The sequence below is a fragment of the Aeromonas sp. PS2Canimalfood6 genome, from assembly GCF_048276795.1.
GTDB classification, from domain to species: domain Bacteria; phylum Pseudomonadota; class Gammaproteobacteria; order Enterobacterales; family Aeromonadaceae; genus Aeromonas; species Aeromonas caviae.
Genome location: NZ_JBLUXC010000038.1, coordinates 26,744 through 43,428, shown reverse-complemented (window position 1 = coordinate 43,428; position 16,685 = coordinate 26,744). Strand labels below are relative to the sequence as shown.

General features: G+C 62.3%; 16 protein-coding genes. 11 read left to right on the top strand and 5 right to left on the bottom strand.

Annotated features, from left to right (window positions below):
* Nucleotides 1-209: 209 nt before the first annotated feature.
* The 5 genes from acs to ACNPAA_RS14915 form a co-directional block, all read right to left on the bottom strand.
* Nucleotides 210-2,156, bottom strand: coding sequence for an acetate--CoA ligase (acs, locus tag ACNPAA_RS14935; protein ID WP_039040306.1), 1,947 nt, complete (start codon nt 2,154-2,156; stop codon nt 210-212).
* 175 nt (nt 2,157-2,331) lie between these two features.
* A complete protein-coding gene (locus ACNPAA_RS14930) occupies nt 2,332-4,119 on the bottom strand; it encodes a GGDEF and EAL domain-containing protein (RefSeq protein WP_201872022.1) in 1,788 nt (595 codons plus the stop codon).
* A gap of 106 nt (nt 4,120-4,225) precedes the next feature.
* Nucleotides 4,226-4,594, bottom strand: a complete 369-nt coding sequence (locus ACNPAA_RS14925; protein ID WP_045525778.1) for a hypothetical protein — start codon at nt 4,592-4,594, stop codon at nt 4,226-4,228.
* 7 nt (nt 4,595-4,601) lie between these two features.
* Nucleotides 4,602-5,270: a molecular chaperone TorD gene (gene torD / locus ACNPAA_RS14920; RefSeq protein ID WP_167824688.1), complete on the bottom strand. Its 669-nt coding sequence runs from the start codon at nt 5,268-5,270 to the stop codon at nt 4,602-4,604.
* Nucleotides 5,271-5,420: 150 nt separating this feature from the next.
* Nucleotides 5,421-5,708 carry a hypothetical protein gene (locus ACNPAA_RS14915; RefSeq protein ID WP_069652090.1) on the bottom strand — a complete coding sequence of 96 codons (288 nt, stop codon included), beginning with the start codon at nt 5,706-5,708 and terminating at the stop codon, nt 5,421-5,423.
* A gap of 341 nt (nt 5,709-6,049) precedes the next feature.
* On the opposite strand from ACNPAA_RS14915, the gene glyA reads away from it, so the two are divergent.
* The 11 genes from glyA (at nt 6,050) to ACNPAA_RS14860 (ending at nt 16,656) form a co-directional block, all read left to right on the top strand.
* Nucleotides 6,050-7,303 (top strand): serine hydroxymethyltransferase, encoded by a 1,254-nt coding sequence (gene glyA, locus ACNPAA_RS14910; protein WP_010675397.1) that lies wholly within the window; start codon nt 6,050-6,052, stop codon nt 7,301-7,303.
* Nucleotides 7,304-7,390: 87 nt separating this feature from the next.
* Nucleotides 7,391-7,825, top strand: coding sequence for a hypothetical protein (locus ACNPAA_RS14905; protein ID WP_052224829.1), 435 nt, complete (start codon nt 7,391-7,393; stop codon nt 7,823-7,825).
* Between the two features lie 134 nt (nt 7,826-7,959).
* Nucleotides 7,960-8,409: a transcriptional regulator NrdR gene (nrdR, locus tag ACNPAA_RS14900; protein ID WP_010675395.1), complete on the top strand. Its 450-nt coding sequence runs from the start codon at nt 7,960-7,962 to the stop codon at nt 8,407-8,409.
* A gap of 277 nt (nt 8,410-8,686) precedes the next feature.
* Nucleotides 8,687-9,796, top strand: coding sequence for a bifunctional diaminohydroxyphosphoribosylaminopyrimidine deaminase/5-amino-6-(5-phosphoribosylamino)uracil reductase RibD (gene ribD / locus ACNPAA_RS14895; RefSeq protein ID WP_039040300.1), 1,110 nt, complete (start codon nt 8,687-8,689; stop codon nt 9,794-9,796).
* 55 nt (nt 9,797-9,851) lie between these two features.
* On the top strand, nt 9,852-10,505 hold the full coding sequence (locus ACNPAA_RS14890) for a riboflavin synthase (RefSeq protein WP_266139489.1): 654 nt from the start codon (nt 9,852-9,854) through the stop codon (nt 10,503-10,505).
* A 136-nt stretch (nt 10,506-10,641) separates the two neighbouring features.
* Nucleotides 10,642-11,751 (top strand): bifunctional 3,4-dihydroxy-2-butanone-4-phosphate synthase/GTP cyclohydrolase II, encoded by a 1,110-nt coding sequence (ribBA, locus tag ACNPAA_RS14885; protein WP_257707346.1) that lies wholly within the window; start codon nt 10,642-10,644, stop codon nt 11,749-11,751.
* Nucleotides 11,752-11,884: 133 nt separating this feature from the next.
* On the top strand, nt 11,885-12,355 hold the full coding sequence (ribE, locus tag ACNPAA_RS14880) for a 6,7-dimethyl-8-ribityllumazine synthase (RefSeq protein ID WP_010675391.1): 471 nt from the start codon (nt 11,885-11,887) through the stop codon (nt 12,353-12,355).
* Nucleotides 12,356-12,369: 14 nt separating this feature from the next.
* On the top strand, nt 12,370-12,783 hold the full coding sequence (gene nusB / locus ACNPAA_RS14875; RefSeq protein ID WP_010675390.1) for a transcription antitermination factor NusB: 414 nt from the start codon (nt 12,370-12,372) through the stop codon (nt 12,781-12,783).
* 57 nt (nt 12,784-12,840) lie between these two features.
* Nucleotides 12,841-13,800: a thiamine-phosphate kinase gene (thiL, locus tag ACNPAA_RS14870; protein ID WP_043153245.1), complete on the top strand. Its 960-nt coding sequence runs from the start codon at nt 12,841-12,843 to the stop codon at nt 13,798-13,800.
* Nucleotides 13,797-14,285 (top strand): phosphatidylglycerophosphatase A, encoded by a 489-nt coding sequence (locus ACNPAA_RS14865; protein WP_201872030.1) that lies wholly within the window; start codon nt 13,797-13,799, stop codon nt 14,283-14,285. The genes thiL and ACNPAA_RS14865 overlap by 4 nt, the downstream gene beginning before the upstream one ends.
* A 646-nt stretch (nt 14,286-14,931) precedes the next feature.
* Complete coding sequence (locus ACNPAA_RS14860) at nt 14,932-16,656, top strand: dipeptide ABC transporter ATP-binding protein (protein ID WP_010675387.1); 1,725 nt, start codon at nt 14,932-14,934, stop codon at nt 16,654-16,656.
* Nucleotides 16,657-16,685: the final 29 nt, after the last annotated feature.

Here is a 16,685-nt window from a genome sequence, read left to right as displayed (position 1 = left end):
GGAGTGGGCAATGGTGTATTTATCCAAAAACGGCAAAAAGAGTAGGCAGAGAAAATCCAAGCAAAACAACACGTTAGACGGTATTATTAATTCGCTTGCCGCTTAAGGTTCTGTACATGAGCCCTGCCTGCCACCGAACTCTGCTCTGTCCGGATCCCGAAGACAACAAAGCCGGCACGTGGCCGGCTCTGTTGACGTGGGGAAGAGACTCACGCCGCTTCCGACTTCTCGCGGATCAGCTTGTCCACGACCCCCGGATCCGCCAGGGTGGAGATATCCCCCAGGCTGTCGGTTTCGCCGGTGGCGATCTTGCGCAAGATACGCCGCATGATCTTGCCGGATCGGGTCTTGGGCAGCCCTTCGGCCCAGTGGATCACGTCCGGGGTCGCGATGGCGCCAATCTCCTTGCGCACCCACTCCTTCACTTCCTTGTGCAGCTCGCGGCTCGGCTCTTCCCCGGCGATCAGGGTGACATAGGCGTAGATGCCCTGTCCCTTGATCTCGTGGGGAACACCCACCACCGCCGCTTCGGCGATTTTCGGATGGGCCACCAGAGCGGACTCGATTTCGGCGGTACCCATGCGGTGGCCGGAGACGTTGAGTACATCATCCACCCGGCCGGTGATCCAGTAGTAGCCGTCCTCGTCGCGACGGGCACCGTCGCCGGTGAAGTAGCGACCCGGGAAGGTGGAGAAGTAGGTCTGCTCGAAGCGCTCGTGATCGCCGAACACGGTACGCATCTGGCCGGGCCAGGAGTCGGTGATCACCAGGTTGCCCTCGGTGGCGCCTTCCAGCGGCTCACCCAGGTTGTCCACCAGAGCAGGCTGTACTCCGAAGAAGGGACGAGTGGCCGAGCCGGGCTTGAGCGCGGTGACGCCGGGCAGCGGAGTGATGAGGATGCCGCCGGTCTCGGTCTGCCACCAGGTGTCGACGATGGGGCAGCGCTCGTCGCCGATGGTGCGGTAGTACCACTCCCAGGCTTCCGGGTTGATGGGTTCACCCACCGACCCCATGATGCGCAAGCTGGTGCGGGAAGTGCCTTCGACAGCCTCCTTGCCCTTGGCCATCAGTGCGCGAATGGCGGTGGGGGCGGTATAGAGGATGGTGACCTGGTGTTTGTCCACCACCTGGCTCATGCGGTTGGTAGCCGGGTAGTTGGGCACCCCTTCGAACATGACGGTGGTGGCGCCGTTGGCCAGCGGCCCGTAGACCAGATAGGAGTGACCGGTGACCCAGCCCACGTCGGCGGTACACCAGTAGATGTCCTCTTCGTGGTAGTCGAACACGTATTTGAAGGTGAGGGCGGCATAGACCAGATAGCCGCCCGTGGTGTGCAGCACACCCTTGGGTTTGCCGGTGGAGCCGGAGGTGTAGAGCACGAACAGGGGATCTTCGGCGCCCATGGCTTCGGGCGGACAATCCGGGCTGGCGGCGTTGACCGCATCATGCCACCAGATGTCTCTGTGCTCGTGCCAGGCCACGTTGCCACCGGTGCGCTTGAGGACGATCACCTTGCTGACCTTGGTATCCGGGTGGGTAAGGGCCTCATCCACGTTCTTCTTGAGGGGGATGGGGCGACCGCCTCGCAACCCCTCATCGGCGGTGATGACGACGGAGGCGCCGGAGTCGATGATGCGGCCCGAGAGCGCCTCCGGCGAGAAGCCGCCGAAGACGATGCTGTGCACGGCCCCGATGCGGGTACAGGCCAGCATGGCGATGGCCGCCTCCGGCACCATGGGCATATAAAGGCAGACCATGTGGCCACGCTTGACCCCCTGGGCTTTGAGCACGTTGGCAAACTTGCACACTTCGGCGTGCAGTTCGCGATAGGTGATCTTGCGATCTTCAGCTGGGTTGTCCCCTTCCCAGATGATGGCGACCTTGTCGCCGCGCTCGCTCAGATGACGATCCAGGCAGTTGGCCGAGACGTTGAGCAGACCATCCTCATACCACTTGATGGAGACGTGGCCCGGATCGTAGGAGGTGTTCTTGACGCGGGTGTAGGGGGTCATCCAGTCAAGGATCTTGCCCTGCTCCCCCCAGAAGGCGTCCGGATCCTGCACCGACGCTTGATACATGGCTTCATAACCTTCCTTGTCCAGCAGGGCGCCGTTGCCGATGTGGGCCTTGACCGGGTAGACCTTGCTCTCGCTCATCTCTCACTCCTGTGAATACATTTTCTTAATGATTGAGTAACAACTTATACCTTTGGTTCCCGAGGGCAATTAGACTTTTGGATAGCGACGAAGTTAGCAGGTGAGAGGACACGTTGAGGGCAAAGAAGGGAGCCATGGGCTCCCTTCTTTGCTTTCGTGGTGGCGCGGCCAAGGCTCAATGGCGGAGGGGGAGCAGGGGAGGCAGGCTGGGTTCTGGCAGGGGATGGCTGAACAGGTAGCCCTGTCCCTCTTCGCAACGCAGGGATTGCAGGAACTGGCGCTGGGGCTGGGTTTCTATCCCTTCCGCCGTAACGGCCATGCCGAGGGAGGTGGCCAGCTGGACTATGGTACGGCACAGCTCGCGGCTGTGCTTGTCGTCGGGCAACGCCTGGACGAAGGCCCTGTCTATCTTGATGCGATCGATGGGCAGGCTCCTGAGCAGGCTCAGGGAAGAGAAACCGGTGCCGAAGTCGTCGATGGCGATCTGTACCCCCAGCGCCTTGAGGCGGGTGAAGAGCCGCAGACTGTGATCCACGCTCTGGATGATGCTCTCGGTCACCTCGATCTCCAGCCGCTCGGCAGGAAAACAGGTCTCGGCCAGAATGGCTGTCACCCGCTCCACGTAGTCGTGGGAGCGCATCTCCCTGACCGACACATTGACCGAGAGCCTGGGCACGGCGAGCTCTTCGGCCAGCCACTGCTGCCCTTGCCGGCAGGCGGTGCGCATCACCCATTCGCCCAGCGGTTCGATGAGACCGCACTCCTCTGCCACCGGAATGAAACGGTCCGGGGATATCATGCCAAGGCTGGGATGCTGCCAGCGGATCAGGGCCTCCAGGCCGCTGAGATGACCATCCGCCAGATCCGTCATGGGTTGGTAGAGCAGGCGGAACTGTTGCTGCTCAATGGCCTTGAGCAGTCCCTGCTCCAGCAGCATCCGCTCCCCGGTCTGTGCCGTGATGTCGGGGGAGTGGAACAGATAGCCGTTGCGGCCACGGCGCTTGGCTTCATGCATGGCGTTGTCCGCCGCGCTGATGAGGCTGTCCGGGGTCTGGCCATGCTCCGGATAGAGGGAGACGCCGATGCTGGCGGAGAGCCTCACCCGCTCCTGGCCGATGTCGGCGGGATCGTGCAGCCTGCGTTGCAACCCCTCGATGAGACCCAGCAGATCCTGGGTCTCCCTGATGGCGGGCAGCAACACCAGAAATTCGTCTGCCCCCAGCCGGATGGCGATGTCTCCGGGGCGCAGACAGTGGCGAATGCGGTCTGCCGACAGCTTGAGCAGCAGATCGCCGGCACTGTGCCCCAGGTTGTCGTTGATGAGCTTGAAGCCGTCGAGATCGATGAACAGCAGCGCCAGGACGTGGTGGTTCACCCTGGCCGTCTCTATCTCCAGGGTGAGGCGCTCTTGCAGCAGATGGCGATTGCCGAGATCGGTGAGGGGATCGTAATAGGAGAGGTGCTGCAAGCGGGCTTCGGCCTGATAGAGACGCAGTGCATGGCGGTGGGTCATCTCCTGCAGGCCGGGTGACGCGGGTGCGTCGAGGTGGGGGCCTGTCTGCGCGGATTCCCTCATCACGAGGAAGATGCCGCTGAAGGTGCCCTCCTCATCCAGCACGGAGCTGACGCTCACTTGCCAGCGTGCCGGGGAGGCCGCGCGGGAGAGACCGACCATTTCCACCTCAAATGTGCATCGGGGGGGACCTTGCCGCAGTTGCTGAAACAGCGGGAGCAGCTGGGGAGTCTGGGCAGGGACAATGTCGAACAGCGTCTTGCCCGGGTGCTCTGCCCGCGCGAGGCCGGTCAGTTCGGCAAAGCGTCCGTTGACGTCGCGACACCTGAATTCGTGATCGAAGACCCCAATCCCGACGGGCGCCTGGGCGAACAGCTGTTGCAACTCGTGGGGAGAGAGCGGGCCTGACAAATGCCGTGTCGGAACCGATTCGGGTAGCACTTTTTCCATGGAGGCTCCTGAATTGATTGCTTTGTCATTTGGACGACTGTGTCAGTATGGCAGGAAGTGTCAGGAGAGAAAGAAAGTGTGAGAAGGGTGTGAAATCAACGAGATGTCAGCCTTTCTGGCGGCCAAACGCCTGGATCCCGCGAACAAATACCAGCCAGCCCACCAGATGAAACGGCAACGCCATGGCGTAGAGCACCAGCCAGTGGCTCTCGGTGCCGCTGCTGTTGATGAAATCTGTCCAGGCGGCGAGCAGGGCCAGCATGCCCGCTATCTGGAAGCGGCGACGCAGCACCACTTCCACCCCGAGATTGGCGAGGTAGAGGGTCAGCAGGATGCCGGCAAAGCCGGTGAGCTGGGCGGTGCCGTAGAGCGCGCGGTCCGGGTTGAACAGCAGCGTCACGAGGGGAGTGAGACCCTGATCCAGCGGGATCAGGGCCAGCAGCCAGCATGCGATAAGAAGCAGGGCTGTCTTCATGCCGGGCTCAGTCGGCGGACGGTGCCGGTTTGACCAGGGAGAGGTAGTTGGCGTCCATCTTGAGGAACACCCCCAGCAGGCGGGCACTGGCACCGTAGAAGCCAAACTTGTCGGCGGCCCGGCAGGCCTGCTCGAAGCGCTCGAACCAGCCCAGCAGGTGGCCGTGCAGCAGGGACTCCTGCTCGCCAAGCCACGCCTCGCGCTGGTCGGCGGTGGTCGACTCGGCGGCGCGGATGATGAGGCTGCCCATCAGGTCCAGCTCGATGGCCAGATGATCGGCAGGCTCATTGTATTTGTCGCTGACATTGATGCCGAGGCGATCGAGGCGTGCCTGCATCTCGGTCATGGGTGCCTGCATCAGCTGCTTGTCTTCGCCCCGGTAGAGGGATTCGTAGGGCAGGGCACCCTGCCCGGGAGCGCTCAGGAACAGGCCGGCGAAGTCGGCGGCCAGGGCCGTCTGGCGCTCGGGGCGCACCAGCAGGCGGGCGATGGCGTCGTTGAGCTCGGCCACGGCTTCGCGCATGGGATCGAGAGTAGAGAGGCTCTTCAAGAAGCTGCGCACGTCATAGGTGTCGTATTCAGCGATCTGTGCATCACTGAGTTCGGCAGCAAACAGGGTGGAAAACCACCAGTAAAGCTCGGCCCGGCGTTCGCTGGTCGCCATGAATTCCTGCATTTTTCCTCCGTGGATGACAATCGGGAGCCTTGATGGCCCCCGATTCTAACGACTTTAAAAATAAAGGAAACTCATGGGGCCTTTTGGCCGGATAGCGCCAGGAGAGGGGGGCGCTATCGCGGGATCGCCGTGGGCGACGAGGAGGCCGACCTACTCCTCGACGCGATAGAGCACCTGCTTGCAACGGGGGCAGATGTGCTGGCGGCGGTAATCCATCTGGTGCACCAGGCCGACCTCCCGCTGCTGATGATGACCGCAATGGATGCAGAAAATGAGATCCCCGTCGGCGGCGCCGGGATGGGCCGCCAGGTACTGCTCCCGGGTGGGAAGTGTCTCCCAGTTGGCGGTGCAGGCACCCTTGCGGCTGCCGGTGTAGTAGACCCAGTAGAAGAGAGCGAAGACCGCGACAATCACGAACAGCATCAGATGATCCATCATGGCGTTTCCCCTTGTGTTCCGGGATGGCAGGGAGCGACACCCGCTCGTGCAGATGTCCCATGGCCTAAAGATGTTATCTGTTAGTAAATGCTATATCCATGATCTGGCTCTGGTTTTCATCGCCTTGCCCGGGAAGCGGGGACGATGGCTGGAGCCGGATTGCTGGTGTGGGGAGGCCGGGGGGATGAGCGAAGCCAGGGGGCGGGATTCGAAATTTGCGACGTATTTTACATTTTATAAACAATTTTTTGGGTGGTTGGACTGTCTCTTTGATCCAGCTCACGTTACAATGCGCGGGCCCACTTCACCTATCGCGCAAACGATTTTCAGGAGATAAACGGATGTTGAAACGTGACATGACCATCGCCGGCTATGATCCAGAGCTGTGGCAGGCCATCACAGACGAGACCCGTCGTCAGGAAGAGCACATCGAGCTGATTGCGTCCGAGAACTACACCAGCCCCCGCGTCATGGAAGCCCAGGGCTCCCAGTTGACCAACAAGTACGCCGAAGGCTACCCGGCCAAGCGTTACTACGGCGGTTGCGAGTATGTGGATGTGGTTGAAACCCTGGCCATCGAGCGCGCCAAAGAGCTGTTCGGTGCCACCTACGCCAACGTGCAGCCGCACTCCGGCTCCCAGGCCAACAGCGCCGTCTACATGGCCCTGCTGCAACCAGGCGACACCGTGCTCGGCATGAACCTGGCCCACGGCGGTCACCTGACCCACGGCTCCCCCGTCAACTTCTCCGGCAAGCTGTACAACATCATCCCCTACGGCATCGACGAGTCCGGCAAGATCGACTACGACGAGATGGAGCGCCTGGCCGTTGAGCACAAGCCGAAGATGATGATCGGCGGCTTCTCCGCCTACTCCGGCATCGTCGACTGGGCCCGCATGCGCGAAATCGCCGACAAGATCGGTGCTTACCTGTTCGTGGACATGGCCCACGTAGCCGGTCTGATTGCCGCCGGCGTCTACCCGAACCCGGTGCCCCACGCTCACGTGGTCACCTCCACCACCCACAAGACCCTGGCCGGTCCGCGCGGTGGTCTGATCCTCTCCGCCGCCGACGACGAAGATCTGTACAAGAAACTGAACTCCGCCGTCTTCCCGGGTGGTCAGGGCGGCCCGCTGATGCACGTCATCGCCGGCAAGGCCGTGGCCTTCAAGGAAGCGCTGGAGCCCGAGTTCAAGACCTACCAGGCCCAGGTCGTCAAGAACGCCAAGGCCATGGCGGCGACCTTTATCGAGCGCGGCTACAAGATCGTCTCCGGCGGTACCGACAACCATCTGATGCTGGTTGATCTGATCGGTCGCGAGCTGACCGGCAAAGATGCCGACGCAGCCCTCGGCAAGGCCAACATCACCGTCAACAAGAACTCCGTACCGAACGACCCGCGTTCCCCGTTCGTGACCTCCGGCGTGCGTATCGGCACCCCGGCCATCACCCGCCGCGGCTTCAAGGAAGCCGAGTCCATCCAGTTGGCCAACTGGATCTGCGACGTGCTGGACAGCCACGACAACGAAGAAGTGCTGGCGACCGTGCGCGAGAAGGTGCTGGACATCTGCCGCCGCTTCCCGGTCTACGCATAATCAGCCTGACCTTCAGGTTGAAGACCAATGCCACCCTCGGGTGGCATTGTTTTTTGCAGCGTCTGGCAAGATGAGACAGAGGTGATCATGTGCGATGACATGGAAGAGGACGTGCTGGAGGCGTCACTGCGGCAGACGGTTCGCGCCCAGTACCACTTTCGCGCCAGCGAACAGGGGCTGCTGGCCTGGGATGTGCGCCGCTTGATCCGGCTGAGCCGCAACCTGCCGGTGCAGGCGGTGGCACTCGGCGAGATTGCCGAGCTTGACCGCGACCACTGGTACGGCCATGGAGACGCCACGCCCACGGTGCGCAGCGTGGTGGCGCATTGCCAGCTCATGATGGCGGCGGATCTCGCCTATCCCATCCTGCTGGACAGCGCCGGCCGGGTGATGGATGGCATGCACCGGGTGGGCAAGGCGCTGATGCTGGGTCACAGCCATGTGGCTGCTCGCCGGTTCGCGGCGGATCCTGCCCCCGATTACCAGGATTGCGACCCCGAGGCGTTGCCCTATGACGACTGAGTCCTGCCCGAAGGTCTGGCTGGTTGTCCCTTGTTTTCATGGGCTTTTACCGGCTCTGGATGGCCGTGTTACACTGGCCGGCCTAGCGCCAGCCCCCGGGGCCCGCGCCCATTTTCATCCACGCCGGAGGTCAGATGCATTGCCCTTTCTGTAGTGCCGTTGATACCAAGGTGATCGATTCCCGTCTGGTGGCCGAGGGCCATCAGGTGCGCCGCCGTCGCGAATGCCTGCTCTGTCACGAGCGTTTTACCACCTTCGAAATGGCCGAACTGGTCATGCCCCGCGTCATCAAGTCCAACGGCTCCCGCGAGCCCTTCAACGAAGACAAGCTGCGTGCCGGCATTCTGCGGGCGCTGGAGAAGCGGCCGGTGAGCATGGAGGCCATCGAGAAGGCGGTCAACCACATCAAGTCCCGCCTGCGGGCCACCGGTGAGCGGGAGGTGGCCTCCCAGCTGGTGGGCAATCTGGTGATGGATGAGCTCAAGAGCCTGGACAAGGTGGCCTACATCCGCTTTGCCTCCGTCTACCGCAGCTTTGAAGACATTCGCGAATTCGGGGAAGAGATCGCCAAGCTGGAGAAGTAACGTCGGCCTGCGGCTCCCTATGTGAATAAGAGAGGGGCTGCCGTTGCGGCAGCGCCAGTTGTTACACCAGTGAGACATCTAGATAGCGCATCGTTGCACTGGTGAAAAAGTATGAGGGCGTGCGGCCGCATCCTGCGATGTGTGTGCCCGTCGCCATGGCGTCAGATGCCATGGCCGATCTGCCCGAGAAGGCGTGCGGCAAGCGCGTACACCCTATTTTCTTGTCCCATCGGATGGCCGTGCCACGGGGGACAGATTGCTGGACACAGGAGCCCGGATGTTTAGTCAAGACGATTACCAATGGATGAGCCGGGCCCTCGAACTGGCCCGGCGCGGCCGTTACACCACGGCTCCCAACCCCTGCGTCGGCGCCGTGCTGGTGAAGGCCGGCGTGGTGGTGGGGGAGGGCTGGCACAAGCGGGCCGGTGAGCCCCATGCCGAGGTCTATGCCCTGCACGCGGCAGGGGAAGAGGCCCGCGGTGCCACCGCCTATGTGACCCTGGAGCCCTGCTCCCATCATGGTCGCACGCCGCCCTGCGCCGAGGCGCTCATCAAGGCCGGGGTGACCCGGGTGGTGGCTGCCATGGTGGATCCCAATCCCCAGGTGGGCGGGCGTGGCCTGCGGATGCTCTCCGAGGCGGGGATCAAGACCGATTTCGGCCTGCTGGCCGCGGAAGCCGAGGCCCTGAACCCCGGTTTCTTCAAGCGGATGCGCACCGCGTTTCCGCTGGTGACGGTCAAGCTGGGGGCGAGCCTGGATGGTCGCACCGCCATGGCGAGTGGCGAGAGCCAGTGGATCACCTCTCCGGAGGCGCGCCGGGACGTGCAGCGGCTGCGGGCACGTCACGATGCGGTCCTCTCCAGCGCCGAAACCGTGCTGGCGGATGGCGCCTCCCTCACCGTGCGCTGGGACGAGCTGCCCCCCTCGGTCAAGGCGGTCTATCCCAAAGAGACCCTGCGCCAGCCACTGCGAGTCATCGTGGATTCGCAAAACCGGCTCACCCCGGATCTGCCCCTGTTCCAGAGCGAGAGCCCGGTACTGCTGGCCCGCCACAAGGCATCCGGTGAGTGGCCCGCCTGGGTGCAGCAGCTGGAGGTGCCGCTGCTGGATGGCAAGCTGGATCTGGTCAGCCTCTTCATGCTGCTGGCCAAACAGAACGTCAACTCGGTGTTGGTGGAGGCGGGGCCGCGGCTGTGCGGCGCCCTGCTGGAGAAGGGGCTGGTGGACGAGCTGGTGCTCTATCAGGCGCCCAAACTGATGGGGGATGAGGGGCGCGGTCTGTTCCATCTGCCGGGGCTGACCCGGCTGTTCCAGGCTCCCAAACTCAACCTCAAGGATGTGCGCATGCTTGGCCAGGATATTCGCATCACTGCGAAAATAGCCTGATTTTTCAATGTTCACGGGGGCATCCATCGCCCCCGTCATCAGCAAGGTGATCTGCATGTTTACCGGAATTATCGAAGCGGTGGGAACCCTGGCCGAGCTGCGTCGCCAGGGGGAGGACATGGCCCTCACCGTGCACGCGTCGACCCTGGACTTCAGTGACGTCAAGCTGGGCGACTCCATCGCCACCAACGGCGTCTGCCTCACCGTGGTGGCGCTCGGGGATCACAGCTATACCGCCGACGTCTCCCTGGAAACCCTCTCCCGCACCGGTTTTTCTGCCGCCAAGGTGGGGGATCCGGTCAACCTCGAGAAGGCGTTGATGCCCACTTCCCGCCTCGGCGGCCACCTGGTCTCTGGCCACGTGGACGGCATCGGCGAGGTGAAGAGCAAATCGTCCAGCGGCCGCGCCATCGAATACTGGATCAAGGCGCCGGGGGAGCTCTCGCGCTACATCGCCGAGAAGGGCTCCATTGCGGTGGATGGCATCAGCCTCACCGTCAATGCGGTTCAGGGGGATCTGTTCCGGCTGACCATTGTGCCCCACACAGCCCAGGAGACCACCATCGCCCGCTGGAAACCCGGCTACCGGGTCAATCTCGAGGTGGACCAGATAGCCCGCTATCTGGAGCGGCTGATGACGGGCAAGCGCGAGCAGAGCAGTGCCTCTACCCTGACCCTGGAAAAGCTGGCCCAGTCCGGATTCTTGTGAGCCGTTTTACGGGAAAACGCGGTTCTGTGATCCCGCGCGGATTGAAACGGGGCCGCGTGCCCCCATCTAGAGCACAATACGCAGTATCAAGTCGAGCCGACTGGCTCAATCCCCAAGCATGTTGATGGAGTAGCCCATGGCGCTGAGCACGACCCAGGAAATCATTGCCGATATCAAGGCTGGCAAGATGGTGATCCTGATGGATGACGAAGACAGGGAGAACGAAGGGGACCTGATCATGGCCGCCTCCTGTGTCCGCCCGGAAGACATCAACTTCATGGCGCGCTACGGTCGTGGCCTCATCTGCCTGACCCTGACCCGGGATCGCTGCAAGCAGCTGGCGCTGCCGCTGATGGTCGATCGCAACAATGCCCAGTTCTCCACCGCCTTCACCGTCTCCATCGAGGCGGCGGAAGGGGTGACCACTGGCATCTCCGCCTCCGACCGCGCCGTCACCGTGCAGGCCGCGGTGGCGCCCCATGCCAAGGCCGCCGATCTGGTGCAGCCCGGCCACATCTTCCCGCTGATGGCGCAGGATGGCGGTGTGCTGACCCGCGCCGGCCACACCGAAGCGGGCTGCGATCTGGCCCGGCTGGCTGGCTTCGAGCCTGCCTCCGTCATCGTCGAGATCCTCAACGAAGACGGCACCATGGCCCGGCGCCCGGATCTCGAGATCTTCGCCGAGCAGCACGGCATCAAGCTCGGCACCATTGCCGACCTTATCGAATACCGCAACCAGCACGAGACCACGGTAGAGAAAGTGGCCGAGTGCAAGTTGCCCACCGAATACGGCGAGTTCGACCTCGTCACCTTCCGCGACACCATCGACAACCAGGTGCACTTCGCCCTGAAGAAAGGGGACGTGAAGGCCGACCAGCCGACCCTGGTACGGGTGCACCTGCACGACGTGCTGAGCGATCTGCTGCTCACCGACCGCCACAGCGCCCGCAGCTGGCCGCTGCCCAAATCCATGGCCCGCATCGCCGACGAGGGCGGGGTGCTGGTGATCCTGGGGGCGGAAGCCCATGGCGCCGAGCTGCTGGCCAGGGTCAAGGGTTTTGAAGCCGCCGACAAAGGGCTGGCACCGGAAGGGGCCAAGTGGCAGGGCACCTCGCGCCGGGTCGGCGTCGGTTCCCAGATCCTCAAGGCGCTGGGGGTCGGCAAGATGCGCCTGTTGAGCTCCCCCAAGAAGTACCATGCCCTCGGTGGCTTTGGTCTGGAAGTGGTGGAGTACGTCGGCGAGTAAGCGCTGCGTACGGTTGAATTCATCACCATGGCCGCCCGTTGCGGCCATGGTTTTTTGTCGCGGCTCTGTTGTGCTAGAATGCGTGCACTTTTGAGCCCGGCCCCTAATTGATTGCACAGAGACAGGATTTCCAATGAAGATTATCGAAGGAAATATCGCCGCTCCCGAGGCGCGTGTTGCTATTGTCGTTGCCCGTTTCAACAGCTTCATCAATGACAGCCTGGTGAACGGCGCGCTGGACGTGCTGAAGCGTCAAGGTCAGGTCCAGGAGAGCAATCTGACCCTGGTGCGCGTACCGGGGGCCGTCGAAATTCCCCTGGCGGCCAAGAAGCTGGCCAAGAGCGGTCAATACGACGCCATCGTCGCACTCGGCACCGTCATCCGCGGCGGTACCTACCACTTCGAACTGGTAGCGAGCGAGAACGGCAAGGGTCTGGCCCAGGTAATGATGGAATACGACATTCCCGTTGCCTTCGGCGTGCTGACCACCGAAAACATTGAACAAGCCATCGAACGCGCCGGTACCAAGGCGGGTAACAAGGGTGCAGAGGCTGCACTGAGCGCGCTCGAAATGATCAACGTCCTGAAACAACTGGACGTGTAACGAGGAGAAATGCATTGAAACCGTCCGAGCGCCGTAAGGCCCGCCATTGCGCCACCCAGGCCATCTACCAGTGGCAGATGACCCAGGCCAACGTGGGCGACATCGAAGAGCAGTTCAAGATCGATCAGGACACCAAGGGTGTGGACCTGAACTATTTCCGCGATCTGCTGTTCGGGGTTGCGGTCCACTGCAACGAGCTGGACAAGGTGTTCGCGCCTTTCCTCTCCCGTCCGCTGGAAGAAGTGGACATGGTGGACAAGGCGATCCTGCGTCTGGCGACCTACGAGCTGACCCGTCGTGAAGATGTGCCGCCGCGCGTGGTGATCAACGAAGCGATCGAGCTGGCCAAAGCCTTCGCCGCCGATGACAGCCACAAGTTTGTCAACGGCGTCCTGGACAAGGTGATCAAGACGCTGCCCAAGCGCTGATCCTGCTGTCCGTCAGCAATTAAGAGAGGAGCCAGCTTATTGCTGGCTTTTTACTGTATGGGTGAATTTGAGCTGATTGAGAAGTACTTCAAGGTCCCCCACGCCCGCAAGGACGTGGTGATGGGCCCTGGAGATGACTGTGCCCTGCTGACCCTGCCCCCCGACGCCCAGTTGGCGGTGAGCACGGACACCCTGGTGAGCGGCGTGCACTTCTTCCCCGACATGGATCCGGTGGATCTCGGCTACAAGGCGCTGGCGGTCAATCTCTCCGATCTGGCCGCCATGGGTGCCGAGCCGCGCTGGGTCTCCCTGGCCCTGACCCTGCCCGCCATCAACGAGCGCTGGGTCGCCGGTTTCGCCGAAGGGTTCCTCGAGCTCGCCGAGTACTACAACGTGGCGCTGGTGGGGGGGGACATGACCCGCGGGCCCCTCTCCATCACCGTCTCGGTGAAAGGATCGGTCCCGGCAGGTCGCGCCCTGCTGCGCAGCGGCGCCAAGGCCGGTGACGGGGTCTACGTGACCGGTACCCTGGGAGATGCCGCCCTGGCGCTCTCCCACCTGCTGGGCAAGCGCACCCTCAACGAGAACCAGCTGGCGGCCGTGCTGCCGCGCCTCGACCATCCCCATCCCCGCATCCTGGCCGGTCAGGCCCTGCGCGGGCTGGCCAGCAGCGCCCTGGATCTCTCCGACGGCCTGGCGTCTGATCTCGGCCACATCCTCAAGGCGTCCGGCGTGCGGGCCCAGATCGATCTCAATCTGCTGCCCCTCTCCCCCGTGTTGCAGGATGCAGTGCCGGCCATGGATGCCTGGCAGCTGGCCCTGGCCGGGGGCGACGACTACGAGCTCTGCTTCACCGTGCCCCAGGAGCATCACGGCGCCCTAGATACGGCGCTGGCCAATTGTGGCGTGAAGTTCACCCGCATCGGTCGCATCCTGGCCGGGGAGCCTGGTATCGACTACCTGCAGGACGAACAACCCGTCGAACTGCACCTCAAGGGCTGGGATCACTTCGCATGATGTCTTTCAAGATAAAGCCCGAGCTGACGCGGCTGAACCTTAAAAACCCGCTCCACTTCCTTGCGGTTGGGTTTGGCTCCGGCCTCTCCCCCCAGGCGCCGGGCACCATGGGGACCCTGGCAGCCATCCCGCTCTATCTGTTGGTGAGCGGGCTGCCGACCTCCTGGTTCATCGCCCTGCTGGTGGTGGGTTTCGTGGCGGGCATCCGCATCTGCCAGAGCGCCACCGACGCCATCGGGATGCCGGATCACGGGGCTATCGTCTGGGACGAGGTCATCGGATTCGGGGTCACCATGATTGCGGCCCCGGCCGGCTGGGAGTGGGTGATGGCGGGTTTCGTGCTGTTTCGCCTATTCGACGTGCTCAAGCCCTGGCCCATCTCCTGGTTCGATCGCCGCATTCACGGCGGGCTTGGCATCATGCTGGACGATCTCATCGCCGGCCTGTTTGCCCTGGCCTGCATGCAACTGCTTGCCCACTGGTGAGGGGAGGCGGCTCCCGAACGCCCTCTCGCTGTTTTTTCACTCCTCTCCACTTGCAAAGAGGTCGGATATACCGCACACGCAGGCCCTGAGGGGCCTGCGTTTTTTTGTATGCAATCCCTCCCGGCTTGCCGTGCCGGCGGGCCTGTGGCCCAGGTTGATCCTTCTGCATTGTCCCTATTTAGCTCTGCCTATTTTTCCTTACTCCGGATATGCTGCCGTCAAAAAATCATTTCACATAAATATTCACTACTCATTCGAAGCTCGCCAGCATAATGCTGATAGTGAATAAGATGGTTTGTTGCTATTTTGTTGAAACATAATTGGTTGATGGTCTCGCATTGCCAGCGTAATCTCTGGTAATGTGACTTTTATCGACATTTTAACCCCAGGGTGTCGGCATTCTCTGGGCAAAGTATTGCGAAATTGTATAACTGGATCATTTACACCTGCGGGCAAACCGACTAACTTACTCGCGGGTTATTCCAAAAAAATGCAAAAAACCCGCCCGGATCGCTGGTTTGGCTGCCTCATGGATTGAGCGTTAATTACACAAAAACGGCTCTCGAGCAGTACCAAGGCACAACCAGCATCTGCGGCTGATTTACGGACGAATTATTTGGGACGGATGTCCCCCGCAGAGGTAACCATGTCCTTGCTTGAAGTCAAAAACTTGCGGATCGAGTACCCCTCCCGCTACGGGGTGCTTGCCGCGGTCAAGGATCTCTCTTTTTCTGTTGAAAAGGGCGAGATCGTCGGCGTCGTCGGTGAGTCCGGCGCTGGCAAATCCACCATCGGCAACGCCGTCATCGATCTGTTGAGCCCGCCCGGTCGCATCGCCCGTGGTGACATCTACCTCAACGGCGAGCTCATCTCCGGCAAGAGCCAGAACGAGATGCGGGCCATTCGTGGCTCGCGCATCGGTTTCATCTTCCAGGATCCCATGACCTCCCTCAATCCGCTGTTCACCGTGGAGCAGCAGCTGGTGGAGACCATCCTCGCCAACACCGACCTGTCCCGCGAGGCGGCCTTTGCCAAGGCCCTCGAGCTGATGGGGGCGGTGGGGATCCCGAACCCGGACGTGCGCATCAAGCAGTATCCTCACCAGTTCTCCGGTGGCATGCGCCAGCGGGTAGTGATCGCCATCGCCCTCTCCGGGGATCCCGAGCTCATCATCGCCGATGAGCCGACCACGGCGCTGGACGTCTCCATCCAGGATCAGATCCTCCAGCTCATCCGCAACCTGTGCAAAGAGCGCCAGGTCGGCTGCATGCTGGTGACCCATGACATGGGGGTGGTCTCCAACGTTACCGACAAGGTGGCGGTGATGTACCGCGGCGATCTGGTGGAGTTCGGCACCACGGAACAGGTGCTGGGCCGCCCCAATCACCCCTATACCCGCAGCCTCATCTCGGCGGTTCCCCGCTCGGATGTCAAGCTGGTACGCTTCCCCCTGGTCTCCTATATCGAGGATGCCGGTGCGGCGGATACCAGCATCGATCTCAAGACCCACTGGCTCGGCCAGAGTCAGGACGAGCGCACCTATGAAGGCGCGCTGTTGCGGGTGGAGAACGTGGATCTGAAGTTCGTCACCAAGGATTCCATCTTCCCGAGCCGCCGCCAGTACGTGCGCGCCTGCAACAACATCAGCTTCGAGATCTTCGAGGGTGAGACTTTCGGTCTGGTGGGGGAGTCGGGCTCCGGCAAGTCCACCATCGCCCGTGCCATCACCGGGCTCTATCCGCCCGATACCGGCAAGATTGTCTTCGAGGGGATCGATCTCACCGCCCTGAAAGGGGAGCACGAGCGTCGCCCCCTGCGCCGCCAGATGCAGATGGTGTTCCAGAACCCGTACTCTTCGATGAACCCGCGCATGAAGGTGCGTGACATCATCGCCGAGCCGATCCGCTTCCACCGCCTCGCCGAGAGCGAGCGGCAGATAGAGCAGATCGTCGGGGACCTGCTGGATCACGTGGGCCTGGGCCGCGGCGCCGGGGTCAAGTATCCCCACGAGTTCTCCGGTGGTCAGCGCCAGCGCATCTCCATTGCCCGCGCCCTGGCGACTCGCCCGCGCTTCCTCATCTGCGACGAGCCCACCTCGGCGCTGGATGTCTCGGTGCAGGCCCAGATCCTCAACCTGCTCAAAGACTTGCAACAGGAGCTTGGGCTCACCATGCTGTTCATCAGTCACGATCTGCCGGTCATCCGCCAGATGTGCGACCGCATCGGTGTGATGCAGCACGGTCATCTGGTGGAAGTGGCCGAGACCGAGAAACTGTTCACCAATGCCGAGCATGAGTACAGCCGCAAGCTGATCTCCCTCATGCCGGAATTCAAGGGAATGTCCCGTGAGGGGCTGGAAATCGCAAGCTAGGAAAGCACTGGTTCGCCGGTTTGTCTGTC

Coding starts and splice junctions, on each gene's coding strand:
- ACNPAA_RS14905 (WP_052224829.1), top strand. CDS start 7,391: ATGTGCGATGACATGGAAGAGGACGTGCTGGAGGCGTCACTGCGGCAG.
- glyA (WP_010675397.1), top strand. CDS start 6,050: ATGTTGAAACGTGACATGACCATCGCCGGCTATGATCCAGAGCTGTGG.
- ribE (WP_010675391.1), top strand. CDS start 11,885: ATGAAGATTATCGAAGGAAATATCGCCGCTCCCGAGGCGCGTGTTGCT.
- nrdR (WP_010675395.1), top strand. CDS start 7,960: ATGCATTGCCCTTTCTGTAGTGCCGTTGATACCAAGGTGATCGATTCC.
- ACNPAA_RS14865 (WP_201872030.1), top strand. CDS start 13,797: ATGATGTCTTTCAAGATAAAGCCCGAGCTGACGCGGCTGAACCTTAAA.
- ribD (WP_039040300.1), top strand. CDS start 8,687: ATGTTTAGTCAAGACGATTACCAATGGATGAGCCGGGCCCTCGAACTG.
- ACNPAA_RS14925 (WP_045525778.1), bottom strand. CDS start 4,594: ATGAAGACAGCCCTGCTTCTTATCGCATGCTGGCTGCTGGCCCTGATC.
- ACNPAA_RS14915 (WP_069652090.1), bottom strand. CDS start 5,708: ATGATGGATCATCTGATGCTGTTCGTGATTGTCGCGGTCTTCGCTCTC.
- ribBA (WP_257707346.1), top strand. CDS start 10,642: ATGGCGCTGAGCACGACCCAGGAAATCATTGCCGATATCAAGGCTGGC.
- ACNPAA_RS14890 (WP_266139489.1), top strand. CDS start 9,852: ATGTTTACCGGAATTATCGAAGCGGTGGGAACCCTGGCCGAGCTGCGT.
- thiL (WP_043153245.1), top strand. CDS start 12,841: ATGGGTGAATTTGAGCTGATTGAGAAGTACTTCAAGGTCCCCCACGCC.
- ACNPAA_RS14930 (WP_201872022.1), bottom strand. CDS start 4,119: ATGGAAAAAGTGCTACCCGAATCGGTTCCGACACGGCATTTGTCAGGC.
- ACNPAA_RS14860 (WP_010675387.1), top strand. CDS start 14,932: ATGTCCTTGCTTGAAGTCAAAAACTTGCGGATCGAGTACCCCTCCCGC.
- torD (WP_167824688.1), bottom strand. CDS start 5,270: ATGCAGGAATTCATGGCGACCAGCGAACGCCGGGCCGAGCTTTACTGG.
- acs (WP_039040306.1), bottom strand. CDS start 2,156: ATGAGCGAGAGCAAGGTCTACCCGGTCAAGGCCCACATCGGCAACGGC.